The sequence below is a fragment of the Pacificimonas pallii genome, assembly GCF_019204005.1.
Lineage (GTDB): Bacteria > Pseudomonadota > Alphaproteobacteria > Sphingomonadales > Sphingomonadaceae > Pacificimonas > Pacificimonas pallii.
This window is the reverse complement of sequence record NZ_JAGSPA010000004.1, coordinates 188513-200874: the sequence shown is the minus strand read 5'-3', so window position 1 is coordinate 200874 and position 12362 is coordinate 188513. Positions and strand designations below refer to the sequence as shown.

At 62.9% G+C, this 12362-nt stretch carries 11 protein-coding genes; 10 read left to right on the top strand and 1 reads right to left on the bottom strand.

Annotated features, from left to right (window positions below; all coding sequences use genetic code 11):
• Nucleotides 1–116 precede the first annotated feature (116 nt).
• Genes KCG44_RS12815 through KCG44_RS12800 form a run of 4 tightly spaced genes read left to right on the top strand, consistent with a single transcriptional unit; the run spans nucleotide 117 to nucleotide 3591 of the window.
• A complete protein-coding gene (locus tag KCG44_RS12815) occupies nucleotides 117–1265 on the top strand; it encodes a flagellum-specific ATP synthase FliI (protein ID WP_218446502.1) in 1149 nt (382 codons plus the stop codon).
• Nucleotides 1262–1576: a hypothetical protein gene (locus KCG44_RS12810; protein ID WP_218446501.1), complete on the top strand. Its 315-nt coding sequence runs from the start codon at nucleotides 1262–1264 to the stop codon at nucleotides 1574–1576. The genes KCG44_RS12815 and KCG44_RS12810 overlap by 4 nt, the downstream gene beginning before the upstream one ends.
• A gap of 32 nt (nucleotides 1577–1608) precedes the next feature.
• The gene (locus tag KCG44_RS12805) at nucleotides 1609–2628 is read left to right on the top strand and encodes a threonine aldolase family protein (RefSeq protein ID WP_218446500.1); all 1020 of its coding nucleotides are present in this window, start codon (nucleotides 1609–1611) and stop codon (nucleotides 2626–2628) included.
• 36 nt (nucleotides 2629–2664) lie between these two features.
• Entirely contained in the window at nucleotides 2665–3591 is a 927-nt protein-coding gene (locus tag KCG44_RS12800) for a DMT family transporter (RefSeq protein WP_218446499.1), read from the top strand.
• 49 nt (nucleotides 3592–3640) lie between these two features.
• Here KCG44_RS12800 and KCG44_RS12795 read toward each other — a convergent pair whose 3' ends face one another.
• Nucleotides 3641–5062, bottom strand: a complete 1422-nt coding sequence (locus KCG44_RS12795; RefSeq protein WP_218446498.1) for an amidohydrolase — start codon at nucleotides 5060–5062, stop codon at nucleotides 3641–3643.
• A gap of 123 nt (nucleotides 5063–5185) precedes the next feature.
• On the opposite strand from KCG44_RS12795, the gene ruvB reads away from it, so the two are divergent.
• From ruvB to KCG44_RS12765, 6 genes are all read left to right on the top strand, one after another.
• Nucleotides 5186–6223 carry a Holliday junction branch migration DNA helicase RuvB gene (gene ruvB / locus KCG44_RS12790; protein WP_218446497.1) on the top strand — a complete coding sequence of 346 codons (1038 nt, stop codon included), beginning with the start codon at nucleotides 5186–5188 and terminating at the stop codon, nucleotides 6221–6223.
• An 87-nt stretch (nucleotides 6224–6310) separates the two neighbouring features.
• On the top strand, nucleotides 6311–6670 hold the full coding sequence (locus KCG44_RS12785) for a hypothetical protein (RefSeq protein ID WP_218446496.1): 360 nt from the start codon (nucleotides 6311–6313) through the stop codon (nucleotides 6668–6670).
• 66 nt (nucleotides 6671–6736) lie between these two features.
• A complete protein-coding gene (locus tag KCG44_RS12780) occupies nucleotides 6737–6931 on the top strand; it encodes a zinc-finger domain-containing protein (protein ID WP_218446495.1) in 195 nt (64 codons plus the stop codon).
• Nucleotides 6928–7749: an SDR family oxidoreductase gene (locus KCG44_RS12775; RefSeq protein WP_218446494.1), complete on the top strand. Its 822-nt coding sequence runs from the start codon at nucleotides 6928–6930 to the stop codon at nucleotides 7747–7749. The genes KCG44_RS12780 and KCG44_RS12775 overlap by 4 nt, the downstream gene beginning before the upstream one ends.
• Nucleotides 7746–10034 carry a xanthine dehydrogenase family protein molybdopterin-binding subunit gene (locus tag KCG44_RS12770; protein ID WP_218446493.1) on the top strand — a complete coding sequence of 763 codons (2289 nt, stop codon included), beginning with the start codon at nucleotides 7746–7748 and terminating at the stop codon, nucleotides 10032–10034. The genes KCG44_RS12775 and KCG44_RS12770 overlap by 4 nt, the downstream gene beginning before the upstream one ends.
• A 237-nt stretch (nucleotides 10035–10271) precedes the next feature.
• Nucleotides 10272–12317, top strand: a complete 2046-nt coding sequence (locus tag KCG44_RS12765; RefSeq protein WP_255536559.1) for a S9 family peptidase — start codon at nucleotides 10272–10274, stop codon at nucleotides 12315–12317.
• Nucleotides 12318–12362: the final 45 nt, after the last annotated feature.

Below are 12362 nucleotides of genomic sequence, written 5' to 3'. Positions count from 1 at the left end.
ACACTTATCATCAATAAAAGTTAACGGCGGGTAAAGGGTTAACGCCGCATCCATATTGTGCTTTGCGGGTCACAGGTTAAGGGGTCGCTAACCACCCCCGGTATAGGGTCCGCGGCATGACCCGACCGACCCATGCCGCGACATTTCGCGCTCTGCCTGCAAACAATCTGCCTGCTGCGGCCCTGCTATCGCGAATTTCAGACGAAGATGAGGAAATCGCGCCGTCCGATGAATGGATCGGACGGGTGCTTTGCCCGTCGGGCGGATCGCGCGATGGACGCCCCGCACCGGCCGCCGGGTCCCTGCACCGCGTCCTGCGCCCCGCGCAGCCGGTTCGGCAGCAGGCCGCGCCCAAGGGGCAGCCATTGGACACCGGCATTGCCGCGATCGACCTGTTCGCGCCCATGACGGGCGGCCAGCGTATCGCCATGCTCGCGCGCGGCGGGGCAAGCAGGGCGGGCCTGTTCGGCATGCTGGGGCGCTTCACCGATCGCGACGTCGTGGTGATCGGCCTCATTGGACTGGCCGAACGCGACGTGCGCGAACTCGTGCAGAACCAACTGGGGGCCGAAGGCATGTCGCGCGCCGTCGTCATCGCCGCGTTCGATGAGGATGGTCCCGTAATGCGCCGACGCGCGGCATGGGCCGCGCTCACCATCGCCGAACATTTCCGCGACGCGGGCAAGCATGTGCTGTGCCTGCTCGATTCAATATCGGAATTCGCCGATGCGTGCCGGGAGCTTTCCGTCGATGCCGGTGAAGTAAGGAATGCGTTCGCATATACGCCCCATATCTTCGACGAGGTGCACAGGCTGATATCCCGCGCTGGCATCTTGCCAGGTGGCCCCGGCGAGATGACCGGAATCTTCGCGGTTTCGGAAAGCGCAGACCGGCCCGACGACCTGCTTGTCAGCGCCGTTTCCGAAATGGTCGATGACCGGATCGTGCTTGATCGCGAGATCGCCGCGAAAGGCCGCTTCCCGGCGATTGACCTGCTCGACCGTGCCCATCGCGACCCGCCCGCAATCGAAACCGGCACCGATCATGAGAAGACACAGCTCATCGCGGCCGCCCATGCCGAACTTTCGCTGTGCAGCAATATGGAGGAACTGGTCAGGCTCGGTGCCTACACGCCCGGCCGAAATGCCGAAGTCGATCGCGCCCTTTCATGTGCCCCGGCCATAGAAAATCTGATGAAACAGTCGCGCCGGGAGCGGCGGGACTCCGCGGCGGCGCTTGCCGAACTGAAAGGATGTCTGTCATGAACGGCACGGTAATCAGCGGCAACGCGTCCGCGCCGCAATTCGAGCTGGCGACCATTGACGATATCCACGACCGAATTTCCGTATTGCAGCGAAATCTTGCGATAAATGCCGCCGATTTCGACCGCTCGGCCGACAGGCTGGAGGTGGAGCTTCGCCTGGCCGCGGAATTGCCAAGTGTCGATACCGCCGCCTTTGCCGCCGCACAGCGCCAGCGACTTGGCGCGCTGCAACATGCGCGCGCGGGCATGATCGCTGAACTGGCCGAACTGAAGCGCCGTATGGGAGGTACATTCATGCGCGCGCCGCGCTAGACGCGCCTTTTCGCATTTGTCATGGGAACGGCATGCACTTCTTATCCGACAATGCCGCGCGCGCCTGCCCGGAAGTCCTGCAGGCCGTTCTCAATGCCAATGACGTCGTTGACGGCGCGTATGATTCCGATTCCATATCGGCGCGGCTCGACAGTGGCTTCAGCGACCTGTTCGGTATCGATTGCCGCGTGTTTCCGGTGTCGACAGGCACGGCCGCCAATGCGCTCGCACTGGCCGCGATGTTGCCGCCATTTGGCGCCGTGGTCTGTCATGAGGAGGCGCATATCCACGTTGATGAAGCAGGGGCACCGGAGTTTTACACCGCAGGTGCGAAGCTGCTACTCGCCGACGGCGACGGGGCAAAACTGACGCCGGAAAGTGTCGCGAAAACCATGGCCCCCATGCGCGGCGACGTTCATCAGGTCGCTGTCCGTGCGCTCTCCCTGACGCAGGCCACGGAATATGGCCGTGTCTACACGCCCGATGAAATCATGGCCCTGTCGGCGGATGCGGCGCGGCGCGGCTGGCACGTTCACATGGACGGCGCGCGGTTTGCCAATGCGATCGCCACACTCGGCTGCCATCCCGGGGACGTCACATGGCGTGCCGGTGTGGACGCGCTGAGTTTTGGATTCATCAAGAATGGCGGCATGTCCGCCGAGGCGCTCATTATCTTCACGTCCGAACTGGCGGAGACCATTCCGCTGCGGCGCAAGCGCGCAGGACAGATGCCCTCGAAGGGACGTTTCGCCGCTGCCCAATTGCTCGCCATGATCGAGGACGACGTCTGGCTGCGCAATGCCCGCAGGGCGAATGCCGGTGCGCAGCGCCTCGGCGCGGCGGCAGCTGACCGGCTAATGCACAGGGTCGACGCGAATGAAGTCTTTCTGCGCATCGGCGTGCCGGGGGCCACCTTGCTGCGCGAGCAGGGCTTCGACTTTTACGACTGGGGCGACGAGGGCGCGGGCGAAGCCCGTTTCGTGGTCGCATGGGACACGCCGGACGGCGATGTCGACGCGCTCGCCAAAGCCATTGGCAGCCTCCCGATCTAGCTCGACAGCGGTCGTTTTCCTGCTAGGCGGCGCGGCATGCCCGTTCGCGTCCTCCTACCTCTTGCCATTGTCACCCTGATCTGGGGAACGACGTGGTATGTCATCAAGACGCAGCTTGGCGTCGTGCCTGCGCCGTGGTCGGTCGCCTATCGCTTCACGCTCGCGGCATTGCTGATGTTTGTGCTGTGCTTTGCGCGCGGACGCTCGATCGCGTTTCCGGCAAAGGCCCATTTTTTCTTCCTGATGATCGGCGTGTTCCAGTTTGCCGGGAATTTCAACCTCGTCTACCAGGCGAGCAGGTTCGTCACCTCAGGCCTGATCGCGGTCGCCTTCGCGCTGCTGGTGGTTCCGAACGCGATTTTAGCACGGATTTTTCTTGGCCATAGGGTCGACCGGCAATTCATGATCGGCAGCGCGCTTGGTATAATGGGGGTCGCCCTGCTATTCCGCCAGGAGCTGCTTGCGCTCGCCGATGCCCCCGATCTCGCGCTTGGTATTGGCGCGACGGTGCTGGGTATTCTGTGCGCCTCTGCTGCCAATGTCATGCAGGCCGCGCCGCAGGCCAGGGCATATGGCATGTCTGCCATGCTCGCCTGGGCGATGACCTATGGCTCGGTCATCAATATCATTTTTGCATGGCGCACGTCAGGCCCGCCGGTGATCGACGCGGCACCGCTCTATCTCGGCGGCATCGCCTATCTGGCGGTCTTCGCATCGGCCATCGCGTTCGTGCTGTATTTCGGTGTGATCCGCGAAATCGGCCCGGCGAAGGCCGCTTATTCGAGCGTCCTCATCCCCTTTGTCGCCATGACCATCTCAACGGTTTTGGAAGGGTATCAATGGACGCCTTATGCGATTGGCGGCGCTGTGCTGACGGCGCTTGGTCTGGTCATCGCGCTTCGCGCAAAGAAGCGGGTTGTGACGGCCCCGCCTGCGGCGGCTCCTGCGATCAAGTCCGGCTGAACGCCGCCGCCTGTTCAGCTGTGTTCCTGGGCGGTGTTTCCCATACCTCCTAATCCCGGTAATCCAGCGGCGGATCGCGGTCGCCCAGCAGCGCACGATATTCATATCCTTCGGGCTGGCGGCTGATGAATTCCGCCTTTGCTGCGGCAATCACATCGGGGCGCTGGTAAAGTTCGATCGCGGTCAGTGCGAGGATCTTCGCTGCATTCTGCATGCCCTTCCAGCCAATCGACATGCCGCCAGCCGCGACGGCCTGCCAGCTATGTGCAGGCGTGCCCGGCACCCACGTCGCCGTGCGGAAGCCTGCGGTCGGAACGGCCCATGACACGTCGCCGACATCGGTCGAACCCGCGCCGTGATTTTGGGACAGGGGATCAATCGTCACGGCATCCGACAGGTCCACGTCCTTGCGTCCAAGTGTCGGGACAATGTCCTTAGCGAAAGCTGTTTCTTCCGCGGTATATTCGACGCCGCCGACCTCGGTCATCTTGCCATGAACCAGCTGTTGCAGCGTCTCGTTCGGCAGCAGCGGCATCGCACCGTGAATGACTTCGTAATCGACCTTCGTCCCGGTCCCCATCGCCGCGCCCTCGGCGACCCGGACAAGACGTTCGAACGTCTCACGAACGACCTCCGCATCGGGGTTGCGGACATAATAAAAGGACTCGGCAAAGTCCGGCACCACATTGGGCGCGCGGCCGCCATGGGTGATGACATAGTGCATGCGGCTTTCCTGCGGCATGTGCTCGTGCATCATATTGGCCATCACATTCATGGCCTCGACCCCGTCGAGAGCGGAGCGGCCATATTCAGGCGAAGCCGCGGCATGAGCGGACGTACCGCGAAACCGGAATTTCGCGCTCTTGTTCGAATTGGAGGTCGCGATGTCGGCGCTATTATTGCTGCCCGGGTGCCAGTGCAGCGCGACATCGACGTCCTCGAACAGGCCGTCCCGGACCATATAGACCTTGCCCGCGCCGCCTTCTTCGGCGGGCGTGCCGTAAAAGCGCACGGTCCCCGTGGTGCCGCTCGCCTCAAGCCAGTCTTTCACGGCGATGGCCGCACTGGCGGAGGCCGCACCGAACAGATGATGTCCGCAGGCATGGCCCGCATCCGCGCCCGCTATGCCCTGTTTTCTTGCCACAGCCGCCTGGCTGAAACCGGGCAGCGCATCAAATTCGCCCATAATGCCGATCACCGGGCCATCGCCCGTCGTGAAGGTCGCGGTGAACGCCGTCGGCGCGCCTGCGACACCCGCGACGATGGCAAACCCCTCATCCTTCAGACGCCGCTGCAAAATGCCGGAAGATTCGGTTTCCCGGTAACCAAGCTCAGCCAGATTCCAGATCGACTGCGCGACATTGATATTGATGTCACGGTCAGCCTCGATACGGTCGAGCACGACGTCGGCATCTGCCGCCATCGCAGGCATGGCCAGCATCGCCGCCATCGGAACCAGAAACACACGCATCGGCCTCTCCCATCATGAATTTCGCACCGACCCTGCCCCGCCGCGCATCGTCCGTCACCCCCAGACATCAGTGGAGGATCAGTTTCATTTTCATTGGCACGATCCTTCGCTACACCGGCGCGCATGTCCAAAACCGCCACCCCAGATCCAGAGCGCGTCATCGCGCCTGACCGAAAACCGGAAGACATTGACGCCGCACTGCGCCCGCAGCGGCTGGAGGAATTCGTCGGCCAGGAATCGGCACGCGCAAATCTGCGTGTCTTCGTCGAGGCGGCGAAATCCCGCGGTGAGGCGCTGGATCATGTCCTGTTTTTCGGACCGCCGGGGCTTGGCAAGACAACCCTGGCGCAGATCGTCGCACGGGAACTCGGCGTGGGATTTCGCGCCACATCCGGCCCCGTTATCGCCAAGGCGGGAGACCTTGCGGCGATCCTGACCAATCTTGAACCCAATGACGTCCTGTTCATCGACGAAATCCACCGGCTCGCGCCCGCCGTTGAGGAAATTCTTTATCCCGCCATGGAGGACCGCGCGCTCGACATCATGATCGGCGAAGGGCCATCGGCGCGCAGTGTGAAAATCGACCTGCCTCCTTTCACGCTTGTCGGCGCGACAACGCGGTCCGGCCTGCTGACAACGCCGCTGCGCGACCGGTTCGGCATTCCCATCCGTCTGAATTTCTATACGCCGGAAGAACTGGAACAGGTGATCGCCCGCGCGGCGCGCCTGCTTGTGATGCCACTGGAGGCAGATGGCGCCGCGGAAATCGCGCGCCGGTCGCGCGGAACGCCCCGCATTGCGGGACGCCTGCTGCGCCGCGTTCGCGATTTTGCCAGCGTTGCGGGCAATGCGCGCATTGATGCCGTCGCCGCCGATCGCGCGCTGATGCGGCTGGAGGTCGATGCCCTTGGCCTGGATGCGATGGACCGCCGCTATCTGGGTGTCATCGCCGGCGACTATGCGGGCGGCCCGGTGGGCGTCGAAACCCTCGCGGCGGCGTTGTCCGAGCCGCGCGATACCATCGAAGAGGTTATCGAACCCTATCTGATCCAGATCGGTCTTCTTGCCCGCACCGCCCGGGGGCGGCAGCTGAACGGCAAGGCATGGGCCCATCTTGGCCTCGACGCGCCCCGGCCGGCGACGGACCAGCTTCCGCTCTAGCGCTGGTAATCGGATTGAAACCATCACGGTCCTAGGGTCGCTGCCTTCGCGCCAGCGGAGTGTATGCGACAATAGAAAGATATCATCATGGGTGCGTTTGGCCGGTTCGTGGAAGTCGCCGAAAGGCTTGAGGCTGTGCTCGCCGACGAGGGCCGCATGATCCAGGCCGGGTTCCGCATCGATGAACGCAGCAAAATCAATGACACCAAGGCGGCGTTGACAGCCGAACTGGAAAACACGCTCAACGAGCTGAAATCAGGCGATCATTCCCTGTTGGCAGGCTTGCCGCCCGCCGAGCGTCAGAGCTTTGCCGGGCAATTGTCGAAACTTCAGACGGCAATGGTTGAAAACGAAGCGGCGCTCTGCCGCGCCCGCCAGGCCGCGCACCTGCATGACGGCCTTGATGGCCAGGATCGGAACTCGCCCCCGGCGGCGGCCGCGGGCTGACACCCACCCATGCCGCACCTGTAGAAAAGACTTGGGCCACACGCCCGCGCGCGCTATTTCGGCCCCATGAGCATCGATCCGGACAATCCCGAAACCGTCTACGTCAACGCGACGCGCACCTCCTGCGAAGGCGAGGGCGGCGCGCTGGGTCATCCACGCATATTCCTGCAGATGGGCGGCGAGGGTTTTGTCGATTGTGGATATTGCGACCGTCGTTTCATTCTGGAGGGCGGCCCCGCTGACAAACGCGGCACTGCGTGACTGGTTCGCCGCCTCCGCAATTACTGATCTTCGGCAAAGGCTACACGGCGACCCATCTGGCCAATCGCCTGCGCAAGGAAGGCTGGGGAATTTCAGCGACGGGCAGCCAAGCGCGCCCTTGTGTCCTTGCCCTCGATGATCCGGCAATACCGGACCTGATCGACCGCGCGACACATATTCTGTCATCAACGCCGCCCGTCGGCGACACCGACCCCGTCCTGGACCTGTATGAGCACCAATTGTCCCGCCGGAACCTCTGGACGGGATATCTGTCATCGACCGGTGTTTATGGCGACCGCCAGGGCGCGTGGGTCGACGAGACTGCGGAAATCGGCACCGGCCGCCGGACGGCGCGTTCGGTCGCGGATCAGCGGTGGCAGGATCTTCACGGGCGCGTATGCATCTTCCGCCTTCCCGGCATTTACGGCCCCGGCCGGTCGGCCCTTGACCGCCTGCGGCAGGGCGATGCGCAGCGCATCGACGCGGGCGGACAAGTCTTCAGCCGGGTCCATGTCACCGATATCGCGAATGCCGTGCGCGCCGCAATGCAGCGCCGTGCCGTCGGCGTCTACAACATCTCGGACGACCTGCCCGCGCCCGGCGAACAGGTGCTTGCCTATGCCGCCGGACTATTGGGAATGGACCCGCCGCCGCTCGTCCCCTTGGAGAAAGCACAGCTATCACCGATGGCGCGCGGATTTTACTCAGAGAACAGACGCGTCGCGAATGGCAGGATGAAACGTGATCTGCTGCAGCGACTGCATTATCCCGACTACCGGGTGGGCCTGGCGGCGATCCTTGCGGAGGAAAAAGCATGAAATTCGGTGTCGGGCAAAGCCCAAAACGGCTAGAAGATGAACGGCTGATCACGGGCGCGGGGCGTTTTACGGATGATTATCAGCCGGACGGCTGCACCTTCGGCGTCACGGTACGCTCCCCCTATGCCCATGCCAGGATCCTCGGCATCGACGTCAGCGAGGCGCGGGCCATGCCGGGTGTCCTGGCGGTTTACACGGCGGACGACATTGCCGATTATGGCCGCATTCCCTGCCTGGTCCCGCTGTCCGGTCCGGTGAAGGCGGAACGCCCGCTGCTGACGGGCGACAAGGTTCGCTTCGTGGGCGACGGTGTCGCCTTCGTGGTGGCCGAGACACGCGAACAGGCGCGGTTCGCCGCCGAAGCGGTCAATGTCGACTATGAAGAGATCGAGGCGGTCCATTCCATCGACCGGGCTCTGGAAAACGATGCGGCCAGGGTCTGGGAGGAGGCGGAGTCGAACAAGCTGTTCGACTGGCAGGTGGGCGACAGTCAGGCAGCGGACGAAGCCTTCGCCAATGCTGCGCATGTCACGACCCTCCGTCTTGTACAAAATCGCGTCGCGCCGACATCGATGGAGGTCCGCAGCGCCGTGGGGCAGTGGGATGCGGCCGGCGCCGACGGCAAGGGCGCGTTCCTGTTTCACACGGGCAGTCAGGGCGTCGCCAACATGCGCCCGCACCTCGCCAAGACGATCATGAAGGTCGAGCCTGAACAGATGCGTATCGTCACCGGCGATGTCGGCGGCGGCTTTGGCATGAAAAGCTTCTGCTATCCCGAATACGGCCTTGTCCTGCATGCCGCGCGCGCCCTTGGCCGCCCGGTGAAATGGACCGGCGAACGCGGCGATGCTTTCCAGACCGACCTGCATGGCCGTGCCATGGTCACGGATGCGCAGCTCGCGCTTGATGACAAGGGGATGATCCTGGGCCTGAAGGCGGAGACATGGTCCGACCTTGGTGGCTACCAATCGCAATATGGCCCGGCGATCCAGACCTTCGCGGGCGGCAGGATCATCGGCGGCGTCTACCGCATCCCGGCGATCCACAATGTGGTGCACGGCGTTGCGACCAACACGGCGCCTACAGACGCCTATCGCGGCGCGGGACGGCCAGAGGCGGCCTATATTATCGAGCGCCTGATGGAGGCCGCGGCCCGGGAAACCGGCATGGATGTTATCGACATCCGCCGCCGGAATCTGCTGCGTCCCGATGAACTGCCACATGAAAACGGCCTTGGCCTGAACTTTGACGTAGGCAACTACCCGGCTCTTCTCAACGCGGCGGTAAAACGTGCCGACTGGGCCGGTTTCGATGTCCGCCGCGCAGAAGCGGAGGCGCGCGGCATGCGCTATGGCCGCGGCGCCGCCTTTTACGTCGAGATCGCTGGCGGCGGTTCAACGGAGGAATTCGCCGACGTCAAGATCCGCGGCGGCAAGGTTCATGCCGCCATCGGGACCCAGTCGAACGGACAGGGCCACGAAACCGCCTATGCGCAGGTCATCGCGGAAAAGCTGGGCATCGACCTTGAAGACGTCATTATCGAGCAGGGCGACACGGATCGCCTGGACGTCGGAAACGGGACCGGTGGTTCGCGCTCCATGGTCTGGGGCGGCGCTGCCGGTCTTGAGGCGGCAGCGGATGTGATCGCAAAGGGCCGTATATTTGCCGCGCAGGATCTGGGCGGCGAAGTCGATTTCGACGCGGGCGTCTACCGCGCGCGCGGCACCAATGAAACGCGCGGCCTGATGGAAATCGCCGCCGCGCATCCGGGCGAGCTTGATGTCCGCGCCAGCTACAAGCCTGAAAATCCCGGCCCGACCTACCCCAATGGCTGCCATATCGCGGAAGTTGAACTGAACCCCGACACTGGCATCCTGTCCGTCTCGAAATATACGGTCGTCGATGATTTCGGCACATTGGTGAACCCCATGCTGGTCGAGGGACAGGTGCAGGGCGGCGTGGCGCAGGGCCTGGGCCAGGCCGTGATGGAGGATGTCGTTTACGACGAAAACGGCCAGCTTCTGACCGGCAGTTTTATGGATTATGGCATCCCGCGCGCCGACGATATGCCGCTCGGCATGACGTTCGATACCGAACCGGTGCCGAACCCGAACAACCCGCTGGGCGCGAAGGGGTGCGGTGAGGCCGGTACGATCGGCGCCATGCCATCGATCATGAATGCGCTGGTCGATTGCCTGGGCGGTCAGCATGTCGACATGCCCGCAACGCCGGAGAAACTCTGGCGGCTCGCACAGGGTCTGGAGATGCGTCAGGCGGCGGCGTAGCGGCGCCATGGCAGCCGAGACCATAGCCAAGATGAACTGCGCCGAATGGCTCCACCGGATCCGCACCACCGCCCGGAGCACTGCCAAAGCCGAGCGGCGCGCATGCCGACGTCGCGGCGGCCTGCCGCGAAGATTGTGATGCGATGAAGGCGCAGGCACTCGGCGGATAACATCTGTGTTGTTTATATAATACACCTCTGCTAGAACAGTTTCAGATCAAACCAAATCGGAGACCTTATGCGTAGCTCGATCACCACCCTCACCGCCGTCGGCATCGCCATGACCATGGCAAGTGCGGGCACCGCCGCATCGGCAAAGACCGCCGCGCAAAATGCCGACCTCATTCCGCGCGAGGCGCTGCTGGGCAATCCGACAAAGTCGCAGGGCCGGATCAGCCCCGATGGAAAATGGCTCAGCTGGCTGGCGCCGAAAGACGGCGTGATGAATGTCTGGGTCGCCCCCGCGGCAGACCCTGCGGATGCGCGCGCCGTTACCGACGATGCCAAGCGCGGCATCAACTCGCACATGTGGACACCCGACAGCCTGTTCATCCTGACGCAGCAGGACAAGGGCGGCGACGAGAATTTTCATGTCTATGCGACCGATATCGCCAATGGCGCGACCATCGATCTGACACCGGCGGCAGAGGGCGTTCGTGCGGTAATCCAGAATGTCAGCCGCGAACGCCCCGGTGTCGTCCTGATCGGTATGAACGACCGTGATCCGCAACTGTTCGACCTTTACGAAGTAAATTATTCCAATGGCGAAAAACGCCTCGTTGCGGAAAATCCGGGTTTTGGCGGCTGGGTCGTCGACCATCAGAACCGCGCACGGCTTGGCATGATCAGTCAGCCAGGCGGCGGCGCAGACTATTTCCTCGTCGAGCCTGATGGCACGCAGGGGGAAAAATTCATGTCTGTCGGTACAGATGATTTTTTCAACACGCAGCCCTTTGCCTTCTCGAAGGACGGCGAGCGCCTCTATCTCGGCGACAGCCGCAACCGGAACACCAGCGCCCTAGCCTATATCGATCTGACCACGGGTACGCAGACGACCCTTGGCGAGCATGAGAATGCCGACGTCTCCGACGTCATGTTCCACCCGACGACCTATGAACCGCTGGCCTATGCCGTGAATTATAAGAAGGAAGACTGGACCGCGCTGTCAGACGACGTCGCGGGCGATCTCGAATTCCTGAAATCCCGGTTCAAGGGTCAGATCAATCTCGCATCGGCAACGGACGACAACCGGAAATGGGTCGTTGTCGACGACGCCGCGGAACAGCCCGGCACCTATATGCTGTACGACCGCGATACGAAAAGCCTGACGGAGATGTTCACGACGCGCCCTGAATTGGCCGATGCGCCGCTGCAGCCGATGCACCCGCTGGTCATCAAGGCCCGCGACGGTCTTGAACTGGTTTCTTACCTGACTCTGCCGCCGGGCAGCGATCCCGATGGTGACGGCCGCCCCGATGAGGCTGTGCCAACGCTTCTGTGGGTGCATGGCGGACCATGGGCGCGCGACGGATATGGCTATGACACCGTGCATCAGTGGATGGCGAATCGCGGCTATGCCGTGCTCAGCGTCAATTATCGCGGCTCGACCGGCTTTGGCAAAGACCACGTCAACAGGGCCATTGGCGAGTGGTCCGGCGCGATGCATGATGATCTGATCGATGCCGTCGACTGGGCCATTGAAGAGGGCATTGCCCAGGCCGACAAGGTCGCGATCGGTGGCGGTTCCTATGGCGGTTATGCGACACTGGTGGGCGTGACATTCACACCCGACAAATTCGCATGCGGCGTCGACATTGTCGGCCCGTCCAACCTCATCACGCTGATGGAAAGCTTCCCGCCTTATTGGCGCCCGATCCTCGAAGGCACCTTCTATCGCCATATTGGTGATCCGGCGGACGCCGAAGCGCGCGCCGATCTGGTCGCACGGTCACCGCTGACGCATGTCGACAAGATCAAGGTTCCGCTGCTGATCGGTCAGGGCGGCAATGATCCGCGCGTCACAAAGATCGAATCGGACCAGATTTCGGACGCCATGCAGGCAAAGGGCCTGCCAGTGACCTACATTAATTATCCCGATGAGGGTCACGGCTTCCAGGAGCCTGCCAACCGCCTCAGCTTTTTCGCGGCGATGGAGGGTTTCCTTGGTCAGTGCCTTGGCGGACGCGTGGAACCCATTGGCGATGACTTTGACGGCAGCTCCGCCGAAGTCATCGCGGGCGCGGAATATGTCGAAGGTCTCGCCGAAGCCGTATCGAGCGACTAGAGGATAACACACTGTAGGTGGCGGCGCTCCTTTCGGGGAGCGCCA

Coding starts and splice junctions, on each gene's coding strand:
- KCG44_RS12795 (WP_218446498.1), bottom strand. CDS start 5,062: ATGCGTGTGTTTCTGGTTCCGATGGCGGCGATGCTGGCCATGCCTGCG.
- KCG44_RS12785 (WP_218446496.1), top strand. CDS start 6,311: ATGGGTGCGTTTGGCCGGTTCGTGGAAGTCGCCGAAAGGCTTGAGGCT.
- ruvB (WP_218446497.1), top strand. CDS start 5,186: ATGTCCAAAACCGCCACCCCAGATCCAGAGCGCGTCATCGCGCCTGAC.
- KCG44_RS12815 (WP_218446502.1), top strand. CDS start 117: ATGACCCGACCGACCCATGCCGCGACATTTCGCGCTCTGCCTGCAAAC.
- KCG44_RS12770 (WP_218446493.1), top strand. CDS start 7,746: ATGAAATTCGGTGTCGGGCAAAGCCCAAAACGGCTAGAAGATGAACGG.
- KCG44_RS12780 (WP_218446495.1), top strand. CDS start 6,737: ATGAGCATCGATCCGGACAATCCCGAAACCGTCTACGTCAACGCGACG.
- KCG44_RS12765 (WP_255536559.1), top strand. CDS start 10,272: ATGCGTAGCTCGATCACCACCCTCACCGCCGTCGGCATCGCCATGACC.
- KCG44_RS12810 (WP_218446501.1), top strand. CDS start 1,262: ATGAACGGCACGGTAATCAGCGGCAACGCGTCCGCGCCGCAATTCGAG.
- KCG44_RS12800 (WP_218446499.1), top strand. CDS start 2,665: ATGCCCGTTCGCGTCCTCCTACCTCTTGCCATTGTCACCCTGATCTGG.
- KCG44_RS12805 (WP_218446500.1), top strand. CDS start 1,609: ATGCACTTCTTATCCGACAATGCCGCGCGCGCCTGCCCGGAAGTCCTG.